Genomic DNA, 18,755 nt, shown 5'->3' with positions numbered 1-18,755 from the left:
TTCCCTACTCCTATCATTTTAACACTATCATAAACGCCAAAAAAACACAATTTTCTTCACTATTATGCAATTTATAATATTACCATAATTGCACAAGATAGTCAAGACACTTTTTATTTTTTTGCAAATATAATCCAATAACCTTTTAATTTAGCAACTATTTCACAAGTTGAAAATAGTTCACTGAGTTTTTCAAAACTTGATGGTGCTCCTTGTTTCTTTTGGATCACACAATAAAAACTTCCGTTTTCTTCAAGTCTTTCATATGCTTGTTCATAAATCTTGAAAACAATTTTTTTACCTGCTCTAATTGGTGGATTAGTAACTACTAAATCAAATTTTTCTTTTACATTATCAAGAGCATCATTTTCTTTAATTTTGACATTTTTAACTTGGTTTAATTCAGCATTCGTTTCAGCAAGTTTAATTGCTCTTTCATTAATGTCATACATCCAAACAGTTGATTCAGGATTTTCTTTTGCAAGAACTATTCCTATCGGGCCATATCCACAACCAACATCAGCAATTCTAGAAAAATTATCATTTTTAATTGTTTCAATTAATAGTCTACTACCAAAATCTAGACCTTCTTTACTAAAGACTCCTGAATTGGTAAGGAACTCATATTTTTGATTTTTAATATTAACACTTATTTTTTTAAGTTCATCTTTTAAACTCTCATCATTAATAAAATAGTGACTCATTCCACACCTCATTTTAAAAGCGAAAAAACCTGAGATTTTTCCCAGGTTATTATTCGATTAATTTTTAGAACTATTTAAGTTCAACAGTAGCTCCTGCTTCTTCTAACTTAGCTTTTAATGCTTCAGCTGCTTCTTTGTTTAAGTTTTCTTTAACAACAGCATCTGCAGTTTCAGCTAATGTTTTAGCGTCTGCTAAACCAAGACCTGTTGCTTCACGAACAACTTTGATAACTGCAATTTTGTTTGCTCCAAATGTTTTTAAAACAACATTGAATTCTGTTTTTTCTTCAACAACTTCTGCTGCTGCTGGACCTGCTGCTGCTACTGCAGTTGGGTCAATACCGAATTCTTCTTTTAATCCATCTACTAATTCTTTAATTTCTAATAAAGTCATTTCTTTTAACGCTTCTACGAAAGCTTCTTTTGTTAATTTAGCCATTTTTATATTCCTCCTAAAATTCTTAGTTCTTTTCTTCGCTGATCATGTTTAAACCGATCGCAATTTCTCTTACTGGCATTAATAAGCCTGCTGCTAATTGTGTTAATAATGTTTCTCTTGATGGTAAATTTGCTAAATCCATTAATTCTGATTTTCCAACAACTTTTCCTTCAATTATACCTGCTTCAATATTAACAACTTTATTTTCTTTTGCAAAGTCTGCAATAATTTTTGCTGGAGCAACTACATCATCAAAACTCATGATTAATGCTTTTGCACCTACAAATGATTCTGCTAACCCTTCATATCCTACTGCAATTGATGCTCTTCTTGTGATGTTATTTTTGTACACTGTTACTTCACAGCCTGCATTTCTTAATTCTGTACGTAATTGTGTAAATTGATCAACAGTTAATCCTTGATAATCAAAAATAACAGCAGTTTTAGCTTCCTTTAATCTTTCAGCTAACGCTTCAACAGCAGCAGCTTTTTTAGTTATTACTGCTTTATCCATGGAAGTCCTCCTTCTTTAAAAATAAAATCTCTTCCGCCAAAGACAAAAGAGATATAAATACTTTTTATTAGTATTACCTCGGTAGGAAATATTAAGCTTTCGCTCCCACTGTCTTTGGTGAATTTATTTTAATTTTTATTTTTTAAATTCGCGTAAATTATCGCGACTTACTTTAACACCAGGTCCCATACTTGAAGAAACTGTAACATTTCTTATATAAGTACCTTTTACTGTATTTGGTCTTAATTGAACAAGTTTTTCATATAAAGTGTGAATGTTTTCAGCTAATTGTGCTTCAGTAAATGAAACTTTACCAACTGATGAATGAATATTCCCTACTTTATCAACACGATATTCAATTTTACCTGCTTTAATTTCGTTAACAGCATTAGCTACATCCATTGTAACTGTTCCTGTCTTTGGATTTGGCATTAATCCTTTAGGTCCTAGAACACGTCCTAATTTACCTAATTGTGCCATCATATCTGGAGTTGCAACGATTACATCGAAATCGAACCAACCTTTTGATATTTTTTCGATAATGTCAGCATCACCAACAAAATCTGCTCCAGCTGCTTGAGCTTCTTTAGCTTTTTCACCTTGAGCGATTACAACTACTCTTGAAACTTTACCTGTACCATGAGGAAGCACGATAGCTCCTCTTAAATTTTGTTCCGCTTTTCTTGGATCCAAGTTTAGACGGAATGCAACTTCTACTGTTGCATCAAATTTTACAGTTGATGTTTTCTTTACTAATTTAGTCGCATCTAACAAATCATATTCTTTTGTTTTGTCAACTAATTTAGCTGCTTCAAGATATTTTTTTCCTCTTCTCATTATAATATCCTCCTAAAATGTGGTATAGCGGGATTTCCTCCCACAATTTAGACCGTTAAATTAGTCTTCGATAACAATGCCCATATTTTTTGCTGTACCTTCAACAATTTTCATTGCTGCTTCGATATCAAAAGCATTTAAATCTGGCATCTTCATTTCTGCAATTTCTCTTACTTTATCTCTTTTTAATTTTGCCACTTTGTCTTTATGTGGTGCTGAAGAACCTTTTTGAATGTTCGCAGCTTTTTTAAGTAAGTCACTTGCTGGCGGTGTTTTTGTAATGAACGTAAATGATCTGTCTTCATAAACTGAAATCACTACTGGAATAACGAATCCCATTTGATCTTTAGTTCTTTCGTTAAATTGTGAACAAAATGCTGGAATGTTAACTTGCGCTTGTCCTAATGCAGGTCCAACAGGTGGCGCAGGGTTTGCTTTACCAGCTTGAATTTGTAATTTAACTTCTCTTACAACTTTTTTTGGTTTTGCCATAATACACACAACCTCCTTCTTTTCATAAGTATGTGGTACGAATTATTTCTCCCACTAATGGTGTGTTTTTACACGCTTGTATATTTTATCATCTAGAATGCTTTTTGTCAATAAGAAATCTTGTTTATTTTTTTTAATTTTTAACTATTGTTTTATAACCTAAATTTAAATCACTTAAATGTAGTTTTATAATTGTGAACCTGCAATATAAATTATAATATTTTAATCTTTGAATCTCATCATTTTTTTGATTAGATAAAAATTTTATCTTTTAAATCAATCCAGCATTTTGTTAATATCTACATACAAAACTTGATAAGATTAAATTGATTTAAAATTGCGAACTCTTTTTCATAATTCACTTAGACTTTGTGTTATAAAACAACAATACTAACGTCTTTCTCATTTAAAATATGTGTACATTTTATATACTTGTTCAGTTTTGTTTTATCGAATTATTAACCTAATCAGTATTTAAACAAAACACTTTAACAAGAGCTATAAAACACATCTTCAAGACATGTCAAAGATATATTTTGAATGATAACATTTACATGCTTTTATCCCATTCAAAGCAATTGACTTATAATTATTTAATAGTAGAATATATATGATATGTTATATATATTTATTATTATAAAGGGGGAAACATATGAAACTAATATTTAAGTATCTAATGCGACGCAAAAGATTTTTCTTTTTGAATTTGTTCGCAATTCTCGCGGTTGCCTCCGCTGAACTTGGTATACCATTACTTATTTCAAAGATAATCGATGATGCATTACCAAATGGTAATCTTCCACTACTTTATAAGTTCGGAATATATCTAGCTTTAGTTGCTATACTTGGTGCAATAGGCAATATTCTTGCAAACTACGCTTCCGTTAAAACAGCAACTTCAATTCTTGTTGATTTACGTAATGATGTTTTTAAGAAAATACAAACCTTCTCTCCAGAAGAGATGAATGAATTTGGGATTTCATCTTTAATCACTAGAACTACAAGTGATGTTTTTCAAATTTTAAACTTTGTAAGCACATTTTTTAGAACAGCATTTATGTCACCGATATTAATTGCAATCTCGATTGTCTTAATATCCCGTGAAGCACCTACATTGCTTCCAAGTACATTGATTTCAATTCCAATTGTAGTAATTGGGATTGTAATTGTTATTACAGCAACAAAACCATTATCAGAAAGCCAACAATTAAACCTTGATAAATTAAACTTAGTCACAAGAGAAAATTTAACTGGTGTAAGAGTTGTCCGTGCATTTAGAAAAAACAAATATGAGGCAGAACGTTTTGAAAAAGCAAACGAGAAATATACTTCTACTGCTATGAAGTTATTTAGAATTATGACTTCAACAGAACCTGTTTTCTTCTTTTTCTTAAACGTGATTATTACAATTACCTTATTCTTCGCTGGACAAAACGTTACATCAGAAAACCCTAATTTAACACTTGGTAATATTACAGCATTTTTTGATTATCAGTTTTTAGTAATGTTTTCAATATTAACATTCTCCATGCTGTTTATTTTATATCCTAGAACAATCGTTTCATCAAAAAGAATTGCTGAAATTTTAAATACTGATGTTAAAATCAAAAACAAACCAAACGCGATATCTTACATCGAAAAACCAAAAGGTACATTGGAATTTAAGAATGTTAGTTTTAGTTATCCTGATAGCGAAGCAGCTGTTTTAAAAGATATTTCATTTAAAGCTAAAAAAGGTGAAACAATTGCATTTATCGGTTCAACCGGTAGTGGTAAATCAACCCTAATAAATCTAGTACCTAGACTTTATGATGCTACTGAAGGTGAGATTCTTATTGACGATGTCAATGTAACAGATTTTGATTTGAAGTATTTAAGAAATAAAGTCGGTTTTATTCCTCAAAAAGCTATTCTCTTTAATGGTACTATCGCCGATAACATCCGTTATGGAAAACATGATGCTACTGAAGAGGAAGTTATTGAAGCAGCTAAAACTGCACAAGCACATGACTTTATACTTGCAAAACAAAAAGGATATGATGATCCTGTTAGTGAAATGGGAGCAAACCTTTCAGGCGGTCAAAAACAAAGAATCTCAATTGCTCGCGCTCTTATTAAAAAGCCAGATGTTTTAATCTTTGATGATTCATTTAGTGCACTTGATTTTAAAACTGATGCCGCACTTAGAAAATCATTAAACGAGGTATCAAAAGATACAATTACATTAGTAGTGGCTCAAAGAATCACCTCTATTGTTCATGCTGATACAATTATTGTTTTAAACAATGGAGAAATTGTATGTCGTGGCACTCATAGTGAACTTATGACATCTTGTAAGATTTATCAAGAAATAGCTGCTTCACAATTAAGTGAGGAGGAACTACAATGAGAAAACTATTAAAATATATAAAGATTTATAAATGGCACTTTATCATAAGTATATTTTTGATTATAGTTGTTGCTGGACTAGTTTCATATGCACCAGTATTAGAAGGTAGCATTATTACTAGTTTCCAAAAAAGTATTGATAACAAATCCGGATTTGATAAAGTCTTTGTTACAAGAACAGTTATTACTCTTATATCCGTCTATACTTTTGTAGCAATCTGTCGTTTAACATTTAATCAACTTTTGACAATTGCAATTCAAAAAACCATGAAAAAAATTCGTAATGATGTTCAACAAAAAATTCATAGAATGCCAATCAGATATTTTGATACACATCCAATTGGCGATATTATGAGTAGAATGTCAAATGACGTTGAATCATTATCTAACGGTATGCAGCAAGCTTTTGCTTCTGTATTCAATGCAATCCTTACAATTTTATTCATTATTACTTTTATGTTCGTTTCTGTAAATTGGCAATTTGCACTTCTTGCACTTGCAATGTTCCCAATTATCTTCATTATTTCCAGATTCATTTTAAAAGCATCCGGCCCACTATATGCAAAACGCTTTAAAACATATGGTGTTCTTGCTGGTCACTTACAGGAACAATATACCGGTTATAAAGAAATAACTCTTTATAATAAACAAGAAGATTCTGCAAAAATGTTTGATGGAATAATGGTTGATTTATCTAAATACGTTTTTAGATCAGACTTTGTATCCGGATTACTAAACCCTATTATTAGTACAGTAACTTATATAACAATTGTTATAATGGCTTTAATCGGTGGTAAGTTAGCCATTGAAGGGACAATCGTTTTAGGAACTCTTCACGCTGGAATTAGATATATTTGGAGACTTTCAAGTCCAATAACTCAAGTTACACAAATGAGTGTTGTTATTCAATCTTCTACTGCAGCTGCAAAACGTGTATTTGATTTTCTAGATGAAGATGAAGAAAAACCAGACTATGAGCCGGCAGAACATATTGAAAATCTTCAAGGTCATGTTACATTCGAAAATGTTGATTTTGCTTACTCAAAAGATAAACCAATTTTAAAAAATGTTTCCTTTGATGTTAAACCCGGTCAAATGATTGCAATCGTTGGGCCAACAGGTTCTGGTAAAACAACCATAATTAACCTTTTAATGCGTTTTTATGATATAGATAGTGGTAAGATTAGACTTGATGGAATAAACCTTAATCACCTTAAAAAAGACGAATTAAGAACACACTTTGGAATGGTACTTCAAGATACATGGTTATTCCATGGAACTATTGCTGATAATATTAAATATGGACGTGATGATGCTACTATGGAAGAAATTATTCAAGCAGCAAAATATGCTAATATACATCATTACATTTCAACACTACCAGATGGCTATAATATGGTTATTAATGAAGAAGGAAATAATATCAGCCAAGGAGAAAAGCAATTATTAACAATTGCTAGAGCCTTCCTTGCAAATCCTTCAATGCTAATATTAGATGAAGCTACTTCTACTGTTGATACTAGACTTGAAGTTATGCTACAAGAAGCTATGAAAAATATTATGTCAGGACGTACAAGTTTTGTTATTGCCCATAGACTTTCAACAATTAAAAATGCCGATTTAATCGTTGTTTTAAAAGATGGTGAAATAATTGAAATGGGTACTCATAATGAACTTATTGCACAAAAAGGTTTCTATGAAAACCTCTATAATAGTCAGTTTGAAAATGATTAATTAAAAAAGGATTATTAAACTTCTAAAGATTTATTCTCTATTAGTTTATAATCCTTTTATTTTTTTAATCAATCGTTATATTTTTTATTAGTTCATCCAAATTTCTTTTATTAACAATAGCAAGAACTAAAACTGATGCAATTGTAACAATCGGTATTAAAACATTTTCTAAAATACTAATATTACTTCGGTAATCAAGTAATAACTCACCATTATACGCTAGAAAAGCAATTAAAATAATCATCAATAATGTAACCAATATTTTACTATCATTATTTTTAGAAACTTTTTTTAAATCTAAATATAATAATACTTCTATTAAAACTACATTTAATAACATTAATATTCCTAAATACCAATATTCTTGTTTTGTTAATATTAGAACCACAGATACTAAGAAACATAATAAATAATCAATATTTATCAACGTATCATTCAAAACATTATATTTAAGAATTTTTGTTCTTTTGATTATAAAGGATATTATTAAAAACGGTATAATTGTTAAAAGACAAATAATGCTAGCATACTTAGTAAACAAAAATAGGATTGGTGATAATATACTAATAAAATATCCTAATAACCAATAAGCTTTTAATATTTGAAATTTAATTTCGAAATAAGCAAGCATGAATGTTAATGTTGTAATGACCAGACTAATAAAGATCACATTAACAACACCTTCACTATTTTCCACAACATTTGGAAAAACAATATAGATTATTCCCAACAACAATATATATGATAAATATAAAAACTGATACACACGCTTTAATGTAAGTGGCATTTCCAATCACTCCTTATATTTATTATAACTCAATACAGCAGAAAAAAATAGTAGAGGAAAACCTCTACTATAAATTATTCAACACTATCGATTCTATTTTTTAGTTTTGAAAGTAATATACTAAACAGTGAAAAGATTAATATTAAACCTAACAATGCTCCTATGAACAAGATGAAGTTACCACCATAACTTGCTGGATTAATAAAACCATAAGCATAAGCACTAGTTCCATCAACATATTTAACTGTTCCACCAACAACTAAGTTTAATACAACATAAGCTAATGGATATATTAGAACTAAAGGTGTTTTTTTAATATTCAATTCGCCTTCACCTTTAACAATAAAGAAATAAATCCACATTACAATCGGTGTTAAGTTATGTAAAATTAACTCTCCAGTTGATTTAGCTGGTTGAAATTTCCCTGCAAAGAATGGATCAAGTACAAATGCTACAATAAAGAATGTTATTGATATATAAACTGTTATTGCAACCATTAGAGTTTTATTTCGAACAAAATTAAACTTGGTAGGTTTAAATGTGTTTATTCCAAATAAAATTAGCCATATCAACACAATTATGTTTGATTGTTGAGTAAATGCGTAAAAGAAACGCCATTGTTCTTCTGTTCTTGCTGTAAAATTACTTACAAGAAAAAATAATAGAATCATCGCATATATAATCGCCATGTATCCTTTAAAAAGTTTTGCTTTCATATTATTCTCCTTTTTAGTTTGAAATTCAAACTATATATATGATAGCATATTAAAAAAAATTTGCAAGTTTTTTTCATAAAAAAGAAAAAGAGCTTTCGCTCTTATAAAATTTCTTTAACGTTATCAATATCAACTTCTGTTGGAGTTGCTCTTCCAAAAAACTCAATATCAACTTTTAATATTTCTTTATCAACATCAACGAAAGATACTTTACCACGTTGTCCTGCATAAGGTCCATTTTGAATTTCAACTGTTTTTCCAATTAAATGTTCAAATGTAGGCTTAACTTTAATTCCAATTTTATATAAAATTGAATCCATTTCACCATCTTCTAGAGGAACTGGTTTTGTACCACCACCACTTGATCCTAAAAATCCTGTAACACGTGGAGTATTTCTAACTACATACCATGATTCATCAGTTTCAATCATTTCAACAAAAACATAACCTGGAAATAATTGCTTAACTTTTTCTTTATCAGAGCCATCTGCTTTTTTTTCAATAATTATTTCTTCTGGTACAATAACATCAAAAATTAAATCACTCATCCCCATACTTTCAATTCTTCTCTTTAAATCGTTTTTAACTGAATTTTCGTATCCTGAGTATGTTTGAACAATGTACCATCTTTTACGCTTTGTCATTATTATAAACCACCATTAATTAAGTTAAGTAATGCTAGTACAATAATATCAAAAGCAATTATTACAAAAACAAAGAATAATATAAATACAAGAACTCTTACACTATGATCTAAGAACTGTGATTTAGTAGCCCATGTAATTTTCTTTAACTCTGGAATTGCCGGAGTTATAAATGGAGCGATTACTAATCCAATACCCATCATTGAAATTGCAAATAATATCCATGCAAAGATTAATTGATTAGTTCTATTTCCTAAAACTGGGAAATTAGAATCAATTGTAATTGGTCCTTTATTGATAATAATAATTAGTGATAATGCTGTTGACAAAGTCGCTAATACTAATAATAAAAGATTTTCCCAACGATACTCTGTAACTAATATTTCTTTTAATTTACTTTTTTTCTCAACTGTTTTTTCTTTAACTGCCATGGTATTTCCTCCCTATTTGCTTTCTTTATGCAATGTATGTTTGTTACACTTTGAGCAAAATTTACTTATTTCTAATCTATCTTTTTGTGTTTGTTTGTTTTTTGTCGTTGTGTAGTTTCTACTCAAACATTCAGTACAAACCAAAATAACTTTTTCACGCATTAAAAAACCACCTTCCGTGGTCATTCGCTAATGTATTTTAACATTTTTGAATGACTTAGTCAATTCTATCGTTATATATTATAACATATTATTTTTGTATTTTTCTCTTATTCTGTAAATTGCGTTATAAATTTGTTTAGTACTTTTATCTTCATTAACTGCAATATAAGAGATTTTTTGGTTTTCAACGAAATAGCTTTGATAAATCTTCTCTTCAAACTCCGTAAGATTATTCGTTTCAATTTCTATATTATTAGAAGTTTCGTCTTGGTAATAGTCAACATTTTCATATAAATCATACTTAGGAAGTTCATTAATTAACCTAATAATTCTTCTTTTCAAAACTAATTCATAAAATCTGGTAAAAGTTTTTCCTTTACTTTCATCAAAATTATTAATTATTTTGTACATTAAAATAAGTGCTTCCTGATAAAAATCATCATAGTATATTTTCTTAACACCATACATATAAATATACTTTTTGATCAATAACTCATATTTTTTAAACATCCATTTTAAAGCTGCTTCACATTTTTCACTTTGAATTAAATATATAAGTTCATAATCATTATATTGATGCATATAACATCAGTGCTGCAGCAACACTAACATTTAGTGAATTAACTTTACCGTACATTGGAATTTTCACTAGTATATCACAATTTTGTTTTACTAAAAAGCGCATCCCTTCACCTTCGTTACCTAATACAATAGCAACCGAACGATCTTTAGGAATCTCTAAATATGAATTGGTTGCTTTATCATCTGTTCCAACAACCCAAATATTTTTTTCTTTTAATTCAGTAATTGCTTGATTAATATTACCAACAACAACCACATCAACATGTTCTATTGCTCCACTTGAAACTTTAGCGACTGTTGCATTTAAAGGCACTTGGTTTTTCTTACTCATTATTATTGCATCAAGTTTTGTTGCTTCTGCTGTTCTTAAAATCGCTCCTAAATTATGTGGATCTTCAATTCCATCCAAAATTAGGAATCTTTGTCTTTTTTCTTCGTTAATTACTTCATTTAGAGTTTTATATTCATATGGTAATACATCAGCAACAACACCTTGATGGATTGCATTATTGGTTAAATTATTTAATTCACCTTTATTTGTTATTTTGTATTTTATATCATGTGATTTCAAAAACTCTAAATAATCATTATCTTTTAATCTTTCATCAATATATAGTTTATAAATTGGTCTTTTAGTATATATTGCTTCTTTAATAATATTTTTTCCGTAGATAATCATTTTAATTTCCTCCTTTTAATCTTCATTATGTAATAAACATAAAGATTAAATCTAATTTTTTTTGAATATAAACAATAGAAAGGCAATAAATGCCTTTCATTTTAAACACCTGTTATTAACTTAACTGTTTTCTTTAAAACAATTTTTGACCATTTAACAATATTTGTTAATATATAAAGCATTGGCCAAGTACTTTGGATAAGGACAATTAAAAGTAATATTTGAGGAACTGATAACGGATCAATTCCTGGTAAAATATCTAATTTTGAAAAAGGTAGTAAATTGAAAAAGTCTGGTCTTGCGAAAACTAAGATAGCAAATCCTGTGAACATTGTTAGCAACAAGAATATTCTCATTCTATTAAAAGGTAAAGAAATCTTTAACAATAATACAAACATTGTTACAGTAGCTGATAAAACAATCAATGTTGACTTAACAGCACTAGTCATACCAAGTGTACCACTTAATCCAAAAATTATTAAACTGTTAATTAAAATTATTAGTGCACCCGGAAGTGCTCCTTTTATAACATTAGGCAAGAATTTACCTTCAACTCGGTTATTATTAGCTTCCATTGCTAAAAAGAATGTTGGGATTCCTATTACTAAATAGTTTATCGGAGTTAACTGATTAGGTGTAATCGGATACTCACCCTTACTAATAATTGCAACAATTGCTAACAATAGTGTAAACAATGTTTTAGCTAAAAACAATCCTGATAGTTTTTGAATATTATTAATAACTCTTCTTCCTTCAGTAACGACTTTAGGCATTGATGAGAAATTAGAATCAAGTAAAACCAAGTGGGCAACGTTTCTAGCAGCTTCACTACCTGAAGCTAATGCAATTGATGTGTCAGCCTCTCTTAGGGCTAAAATATCATTTACTCCGTCTCCTGTCATAGCAACAGTATGTCCTTTAGCTTTTAACGCTTGAACTAAAACCTTTTTTTGATTTGGAGAAACACGTCCAAAAACTATATATTCATTTGCAGCAGCAATAACATCATTATCTGATAAGCCATCAAGACTTATATATTTATTTGCATCAAGAATACCTGCTCTTTGTGCAATTCTTGAAACTGTTATTGGATTATCTCCAGAGATTACTCTAACTGCTACTCCAGATTTTTTAAAGTACTCTATTGTTTCAACAGCATCAGGTCTAATTGAATCTTCAATCATTATTAGTCCAACAGGACTAACTGTTCCAACAACCTTTGCATCTTCAATCGTATCTTTACTATGACCAACAACAATAACACGGTATCCTTCTTTTGATTGCTTTTCAACTTCATCAAAGAATGAGGCAGTTGTAGCATTTTTCTTAATAACAAATTCAGGAGCTCCCATAACAAATGTTCCAATTTTATCAAATGTAACTGCACTAAATTTTCTAGCACTAGAAAATGGAATTTCTGCAATACTTCTTATTCTTTTACCTGTTCCAAATCTTTCTTCTAAAGCTTTTGAAGTTAAATTTCTTTCTTCTTGTGCATTTAAAATTGCCGAAATAATATTCTTAAATGGAAGTCCTGTAGAATTCTTGTACTCAATAACAGAATGAACGCTCATTGTTCCATCAGTTATTGTTCCTGTTTTATCTAGACAAAGAACATCAATTCTAGCAAGCATTTCTATACAATATAATTCTTGAACTAAAGTATTATTTTGTGCAAGTCTTATAACACCAACAGCAAGCGCACTTGATGTTAATAAAAATAACCCAGCTGGAATCATTCCAATTACTGCACCACTTGTCTTTAAAACAATTTCTTGATAACTACTCGTTGAATATTTTGACATTAATAAGTAAATAGCTATTCCAATTGGAATAATAATTACCCCAATAATTCTCATAATCATTTTCAATGAATTAAACAATTCTGATTTAGGTTTCTTATACTTTTTAGCTTGACTTGTAAGTTTTTGGACATAAATATCTTTTCCAACTGCTACAACTTGAGCGTAACCAGTACCAGAAACTACAAACGATCCTGAAAAGAGTGGATCTCCTTCTTTTTTTATAATAATATCCGCTTCACCAGTTAATAATGATTCATCAACTTCAATTGTCCCACTTCTAAGAACTGCATCGGCTGATATTTGTTTTCCACCACTTAGTTTGAATATATCATCAATCACTATCGTATTAATACTAATCTCAACTTGATTAGCATCTCTAACCACAATTGCAGTTGGCGCTGATAATAATGATAAACTATCAATTGTTTTCTTAGCCTTAATTTCTTGAAATATCCCAATAACAAGGTTTGCAATAACAACGATAATAAAATTCAATTCACCGATTGGAGCTTTTGCTAGTATTAACCATACGGCAATACCAAAAGTAATCACGTTAAAAAATGTTAATGTATTACTCAAAATAATCCCAAGAACAGTCTTACTACTTCCGGTATTAGTATCATTAACTGCTCCTGCCATCATTCTAGCTTCAACTTCTTCTTGTGTTAAACCTTTATCGATTTCAGGGTTATATCTTTCAACTACTATGTCATCACGTTTTCTAATTTTATTATTTACATCAAAATCAGTTGTTTCAGTTTTTTGTTCCAAACTTAAAGGATCCCCTTTAAATTTTATTGGTTCTTCAACAATAACAGTTTTAGGACCTCTTTTTTTCTTTTCAACTGGTTTTTCTAAATCGTTCGCTACTTCTTTTGACATTAGAACCCCTCCTCTTCAATAATCATTATTGATTTATCTATAAATTCATTTAATCTATCTTTATCGTTCAAAAACAAATATCCAATAACTGCTTCAAAACCTGTTGCCATCACATATAACTTAGCATCCAAGTTTTTTCTACCAGTACTGCTGTTATTTCTACCTCTTTTATATGCAGAAAGTTCATCTTCATTCAAATAATCTTCATTAATCAAACGCTCAATTATCTTAGCTTGTGCAATGCCTGAAGTGTATTTAATTGCTCTATTATGCAATATTTTAACTTGTGTATATCCTTGTTCAATCAAATGCTTTCTAATCTCAAGTTCATAGTAAGCATCTCCAATATATGCTAATGTTAGTCCGTTCAATTAAATCCAACCTTCTTCTAGTAATTCTTTTCTTAAAGAATCCGCTTTTTGATAATCTTTGTTTTTTCTAGCTTCATTCCATTGATTGTACTTATTAACCTTATCCTCTGTTAAATCATATGTTGGTCTAAGATTTAATATTCCTAAAATAACATTCAACGTATTAAAATAAATCGTTAATTTGTGTAAATCTGCTTCCTTATTTAATTCTTTAATAATCTCTAATATTAAAGTCACAACATTTGCAGTATTTAAATCTTTATTCATTTCATCTTTAAATCTATTTAAGTATTCATCACTTACGATATTTTTATCAAAGTTCAATCCAATTTTGATATTTGTTCTCATAACTGTCCTACTAATTTTATCATACATTTCTTCAAATGTTACTAGTAACTCATCACTATAGTTAATTGGTAATCGGTATTGATGTGCTAATACTAATAATCTATATGCCATTGGATTTTTTAGATCTTTAACCCAAATTGTATTTCCTATTGATTTACTCATTTTAGTATTTTCAATATCCACTCTACCAACATGCATCCAATACTTTGAAAGCTCATGACCACTATGCGCGATTGTTTGAGCATTCTCATTTTCATGATGAGGGAAAATCAAATCCGTTCCACCACCATGAATGTCAATCATTCCATTAAAGATATCTTTATTCATAACTGCACATTCAGTATGCCATCCTGGTCTACCAATTCCCCAAGGACTCTTAAATGCAATTCCTTCATGTGTTTTTTTCCATAAGGTAAAATCACGAAAATCTTTCTTATCTTCTTGGTTTGAAATTCTAACACTCTCGTTTAATTCATCTTTGTTTTGTCCTGATAATTCTCCATAATTTGGAACTTTATTTGTATCAAAATAAACACCTGATTCTGTCTTATAGGCATATCCCTTATTAATTAAATCATCGATGAAGTCAATCATACTATCAATATAATCCGTTGCTTTAGGCATTTGATTTGGTAAATCACTTCCTATTTTTTTTGTTGAATCGATAAATGCCTCAGTAAATTTAGTTGTTAATTCTTTTTCTGTAATTCCCAATTTTTTTGATTCGTTTATTATCTTATCATCAACATCAGTTATATTTGAAACATAGTTAACTTTATATCCTAAAAAGGATAAGTAATTTCTTAAAACATCAAAAAATATAACGGGTCTAGCATTTCCAATATGAATGTATGAATAAACTGTTGGCCCACATACATACATTGAAACATCCGTCCCTTGAATTGGAATAAAATCTTCATGTATTTTAGTTAATGTATTATATATTTTAAGCATTCTACTTTCTCCTTTTTAAATATTATATTTAATAATAACATAAATAACAAGTTTTTAGTTGTATTTCTATTAACTTTCTTAATATTTCAAACATCGCTTGATTATCCTATTTACAGTTGTTAAAGAATTAAACTAATCCTCTCTATAAATATTATATCACTTTAACAATTATGAAACAAAAGCTCAGCAATTAAACTGAGCTTTATTAACTATTTATAATTTTTAATTATCCAACTTTCGTTATCCTTAAATAATTCTTCAACAGTCGCATATTGTTTACCTTTTATTTCCGTAAATGAATCAGTAATTTCTCCAACATATCCGAATTGTTCATTTGATCCAAAAGATTTAATTTCACTATATCCAAATAATGTATTAGCACTTAAATTAGCTGCATCTTGTTCTGCAATAGTTATTTTTCCATTAACTCTTAAAAGATTTGTAAATGAGCCTGCTGATGCCGGAGTATATCCTATTAATGATCCAACTCTTATCACACGGCGATATTCATAAGACATTTCATCTTCGATATCTTTAACATATGTAAGTTTTGGAACTGTAATATTTCCTTCATAAATAAGATTACTTGTTTTACCATTAAAATATCCAAATAAGCCACCAATGTTCAAATCAACTGAAGCACTCTTAACGTCAGTTGCAACTTTAGAAATTGAAAACGCGAGTTTATCAACAAGAATATTAGTTTTTGAAATTACATTACTAACCTTTGTTTCATTAATATCTGAAATACTTACACCTGCAAAACCACCAACATTAATTTTAGCATTTGTTCCTTCTAAGCCTTTATCTTTTGTTTGTTCAATAGATAAATTAATTGTTCCAGCATTAACAACATTTTTAACGCTAGCATTAGATGTTATTTCACCAACAACACCACCGATTGCTGCACCATTAGTAGATGATGAGAAACTACCTATTTTGTTTGCTTTTATAGTTAAAGTATTTGTATTTTCAATTGTAACATTTTCAATTTTACCATTTATTACTCCACCTAAAATACCTACTCTAAAATAGCTTGAAGTAGAACTATATTCATCAATATTAATTTGACTATTTTTAATAGTAATATTCTTTATTTCAACTGACGAACTAGAATTTTGTCCAAATAAAATCCCAATATATTTCGATTGTGAACTTGAGTTTGTTTTAGTCTTAACAGTTATTCCATCTAATACTAGATTACTAATCTTTGCTTCACTACCAAGTTGTCCAAACAATCCTAGCGAACTATTTGTTGAATCAATTGTATAGTTCTTAATTGAATGTTCTTGTCCATCAAAGATACCTCTAAAATCACTAATAAGATTATCTTTAATCATATCAGTTTTTTCAGTAAAATCTAAGTCTCCATCTAATATAAATGTTGAATATCTAAAACTTGATTCTTTCATTTTAAAGAAATCATCAATATTAGCTTGTGTTAATCTAACTTCATTTACAGCAACTGTTGAAACTTCACGTTCTAAAAGTTTACGTGATTTTTCTTTCCATGTTGTTGTTACAACTAATCGATATTTTGTATTTTCTTTCAGATTAGTAAATTGAAATGATTCACCATTTTCTTCTGATTTTATTGATGCTTTATTACTTGATTTTTCGCTTTTTACTGTATCATCCATTTCTTTTAATATTACATTGATTTGCGCATCATCAGCAATTAAGTTGTCTTCATCTGTTACTGTAAGTTTAAATGAAATTTCAACTCTTCCAGGTTCTAAATCATTTACTTCAGCTTTTGCAGTGAACTTATCTTTACTACAAGAAACTAAAACAACAGTTAATAATATTGCAATAAATAAACTTCCTATTTTTTTCATACTTCACCTCTTAATATTGACATTGCTTTTTCAAGTCTTTCTAAAACAACATCTTTTCCTAATAATGATAATGTTATTGGTAGGCTTGGTCCATGCATATCTCCTGTTGTCGCTATTCTTGTTGGCATAAACAAGGCTTTACCTTTGGTATTAGTTTCTTTACCTGTTTCTTTAATAATATTTCCAATATTTTCATCAGAAAAATCGATTGTTTCGTTTAATTTGTCATGAAATACTTTAAGCATTTCCAAACTATTATTTTCTTTCAATACTTCTAACTCTTCATTGTTTAATTTAAACTCATCATGGAAGAATCCATGATAAAGTTTAGTTATTTCACCCAAATGAGTAATTCTATCTTTGAATAATCCAACTAGTTTTTCTAACCATTCATCACTTACAATTTCAATTCCTTCATTAACAAAATATTTCTTAGTTTTTTCAGCTAATTCTTGATCTGTTAACTTCTTTATATAACGACTATTAACATATGCTAGTTTATCTTTATCAAACATTGCAGGTGATTTTGACAATCTATTTGGATCAAACATTTCAATAATTTGTTCCTTAGATAAAATTTCTTCTTCACCAGTTGGTGACCACCCAAGTAATGAAATGAAATTAAACATTGCTTCTGGTAAATATCCAGCTGCTTCATATTCCGAAATAAATTGAATTACATTTTTATCACGTTTAGATAGTTTCTTTCTTTCTTCATTAACAATTATTGTCATATGTCCAAACTCTGGAACATCCCATCCAAATGCACGATAAACCATGATTTGTTTTGGAGTATTCGTAATATGTTCTTCGCCTCTTAATACATGTGTAATTTCCATCAAATGATCATCAATAACAACAGCAAAGTTATAAGTTGGAATTCCATTATCTTTCATAATTATCCAATCTTCAACTTCTTTACTTTCAAAACGAAGTGTTCCTCTTACTAAATCATTAAATTCATATGTTTCATTTGCAGGAACTTTAAATCTAATAGCGAACTTATCACTATCTTCACGATATTCTTTATATGCAAGTCCTCGTTCTAATAGTTCTTCTGCATATTTTTGATATAAATCTAATCTTTCTAATTGTCGATAAGGTCCAAAAGGGCCACCTTTATCTGGAGACTCTTTCCAATCAAGTCCTAACCATTTTAGATACTTTAATTGACTTTCTTCTCCACCTTCAACATTTCTTAAAACATCAGTATCTTCAATTCTAACAATGAAGTCGCCTTTAAAATGTTCTGCAAACAAATAATTAAACAACGCACTTCTAGCATTACCAATATGAAGTAGTCCTGTTGGACTAGGTGCATATCTAACTCTTACTTTTTTCATATAAAAACACTTCCTTAAAATATTATAAGTCTCGCCTATTATTTTACCATTAAACAACTTATTATTTAAGTGTTTATTGCTAATTTCACTTTTTTTTACAAAATA

19 protein-coding genes and 1 other annotated feature are annotated in these 18,755 nt (G+C 29.2%); of the genes, 2 read left to right on the top strand and 17 right to left on the bottom strand.

What is annotated here, in order from left to right:
- Window positions 1-113: 113 nt before the first annotated feature.
- From EXC62_RS02695 to rplK, 5 genes are all read right to left on the bottom strand, one after another.
- Window positions 114-704 (bottom strand): class I SAM-dependent methyltransferase, encoded by a 591-nt coding sequence (locus tag EXC62_RS02695; RefSeq protein ID WP_026390567.1) that lies wholly within the window; start codon window positions 702-704, stop codon window positions 114-116.
- A 70-nt stretch (window positions 705-774) separates the two neighbouring features.
- Window positions 775-1,143 carry a 50S ribosomal protein L7/L12 gene (rplL, locus tag EXC62_RS02690; protein WP_026390568.1) on the bottom strand — a complete coding sequence of 123 codons (369 nt, stop codon included), beginning with the start codon at window positions 1,141-1,143 and terminating at the stop codon, window positions 775-777.
- 22 nt (window positions 1,144-1,165) lie between these two features.
- Complete coding sequence (rplJ, locus tag EXC62_RS02685; protein WP_026390569.1) at window positions 1,166-1,657, bottom strand: 50S ribosomal protein L10; 492 nt, start codon at window positions 1,655-1,657, stop codon at window positions 1,166-1,168.
- Between the two features lie 12 nt (window positions 1,658-1,669).
- Window positions 1,670-1,793, bottom strand: a sequence feature (ribosomal protein L10 leader region).
- On the bottom strand, window positions 1,793-2,497 hold the full coding sequence (rplA, locus tag EXC62_RS02680) for a 50S ribosomal protein L1 (protein WP_026390570.1): 705 nt from the start codon (window positions 2,495-2,497) through the stop codon (window positions 1,793-1,795). Its footprint overlaps the feature before it by 1 nt.
- A gap of 57 nt (window positions 2,498-2,554) precedes the next feature.
- Window positions 2,555-2,986 carry a 50S ribosomal protein L11 gene (gene rplK, locus EXC62_RS02675; RefSeq protein WP_026390571.1) on the bottom strand — a complete coding sequence of 144 codons (432 nt, stop codon included), beginning with the start codon at window positions 2,984-2,986 and terminating at the stop codon, window positions 2,555-2,557.
- Between the two features lie 652 nt (window positions 2,987-3,638).
- Between rplK and EXC62_RS02670 the strand changes: the two genes are divergently transcribed.
- On the top strand, window positions 3,639-5,375 hold the full coding sequence (locus EXC62_RS02670; RefSeq protein WP_162140218.1) for an ABC transporter ATP-binding protein: 1,737 nt from the start codon (window positions 3,639-3,641) through the stop codon (window positions 5,373-5,375).
- Window positions 5,372-7,108: an ABC transporter ATP-binding protein gene (locus EXC62_RS02665; RefSeq protein ID WP_035375746.1), complete on the top strand. Its 1,737-nt coding sequence runs from the start codon at window positions 5,372-5,374 to the stop codon at window positions 7,106-7,108. The genes EXC62_RS02670 and EXC62_RS02665 overlap by 4 nt, the downstream gene beginning before the upstream one ends.
- Before the next feature lie 64 nt (window positions 7,109-7,172).
- Here EXC62_RS02665 and EXC62_RS02660 read toward each other — a convergent pair whose 3' ends face one another.
- From EXC62_RS02660 to gltX, 12 genes are all read right to left on the bottom strand, one after another.
- On the bottom strand, window positions 7,173-7,895 hold the full coding sequence (locus EXC62_RS02660) for a hypothetical protein (protein ID WP_026390574.1): 723 nt from the start codon (window positions 7,893-7,895) through the stop codon (window positions 7,173-7,175).
- A 74-nt stretch (window positions 7,896-7,969) separates the two neighbouring features.
- Window positions 7,970-8,611 (bottom strand): Pr6Pr family membrane protein, encoded by a 642-nt coding sequence (locus tag EXC62_RS02655; RefSeq protein WP_026390575.1) that lies wholly within the window; start codon window positions 8,609-8,611, stop codon window positions 7,970-7,972.
- A gap of 101 nt (window positions 8,612-8,712) precedes the next feature.
- The gene (gene nusG / locus EXC62_RS02650; RefSeq protein WP_026390576.1) at window positions 8,713-9,255 is read right to left on the bottom strand and encodes a transcription termination/antitermination protein NusG; all 543 of its coding nucleotides are present in this window, start codon (window positions 9,253-9,255) and stop codon (window positions 8,713-8,715) included.
- A 2-nt stretch (window positions 9,256-9,257) separates the two neighbouring features.
- Entirely contained in the window at window positions 9,258-9,686 is a 429-nt protein-coding gene (gene secE, locus EXC62_RS02645) for a preprotein translocase subunit SecE (protein ID WP_035375747.1), read from the bottom strand.
- 12 nt (window positions 9,687-9,698) lie between these two features.
- Complete coding sequence (rpmG, locus tag EXC62_RS02640; RefSeq protein ID WP_026390577.1) at window positions 9,699-9,848, bottom strand: 50S ribosomal protein L33; 150 nt, start codon at window positions 9,846-9,848, stop codon at window positions 9,699-9,701.
- Window positions 9,849-9,926: 78 nt separating this feature from the next.
- The gene (locus EXC62_RS02635; RefSeq protein WP_026390578.1) at window positions 9,927-10,430 is read right to left on the bottom strand and encodes a sigma factor; all 504 of its coding nucleotides are present in this window, start codon (window positions 10,428-10,430) and stop codon (window positions 9,927-9,929) included.
- The gene (gene rlmB, locus EXC62_RS02630; protein ID WP_026390579.1) at window positions 10,417-11,109 is read right to left on the bottom strand and encodes a 23S rRNA (guanosine(2251)-2'-O)-methyltransferase RlmB; all 693 of its coding nucleotides are present in this window, start codon (window positions 11,107-11,109) and stop codon (window positions 10,417-10,419) included. Before rlmB ends, EXC62_RS02635 begins: the two co-directional genes overlap by 14 nt.
- Window positions 11,110-11,210: 101 nt before the next feature.
- On the bottom strand, window positions 11,211-13,796 hold the full coding sequence (locus tag EXC62_RS02625; protein WP_052589914.1) for an HAD-IC family P-type ATPase: 2,586 nt from the start codon (window positions 13,794-13,796) through the stop codon (window positions 11,211-11,213).
- Complete coding sequence (locus EXC62_RS02620; protein WP_026390580.1) at window positions 13,796-14,167, bottom strand: Mini-ribonuclease 3; 372 nt, start codon at window positions 14,165-14,167, stop codon at window positions 13,796-13,798. Before EXC62_RS02620 ends, EXC62_RS02625 begins: the two co-directional genes overlap by 1 nt.
- On the bottom strand, window positions 14,168-15,469 hold the full coding sequence (gene cysS, locus EXC62_RS02615; RefSeq protein ID WP_026390581.1) for a cysteine--tRNA ligase: 1,302 nt from the start codon (window positions 15,467-15,469) through the stop codon (window positions 14,168-14,170).
- 209 nt (window positions 15,470-15,678) lie between these two features.
- Complete coding sequence (locus EXC62_RS02610; protein ID WP_026390582.1) at window positions 15,679-17,307, bottom strand: hypothetical protein; 1,629 nt, start codon at window positions 17,305-17,307, stop codon at window positions 15,679-15,681.
- Complete coding sequence (gltX, locus tag EXC62_RS02605; RefSeq protein WP_162140219.1) at window positions 17,304-18,650, bottom strand: glutamate--tRNA ligase; 1,347 nt, start codon at window positions 18,648-18,650, stop codon at window positions 17,304-17,306. The genes EXC62_RS02610 and gltX overlap by 4 nt, the downstream gene beginning before the upstream one ends.
- Between the last annotated feature and the right edge of the window lie 105 nt (window positions 18,651-18,755).

Origin of the sequence: Haploplasma axanthum (genome assembly GCF_900660745.1) — a bacterium.
Taxonomy (GTDB): Bacteria; Bacillota_I; Bacilli_A; order Acholeplasmatales; family Acholeplasmataceae; genus Haploplasma; species Haploplasma axanthum.
Note: the sequence above shows the minus strand (reverse complement) of the source record. Positions and strands in the feature narration are given on the sequence as shown.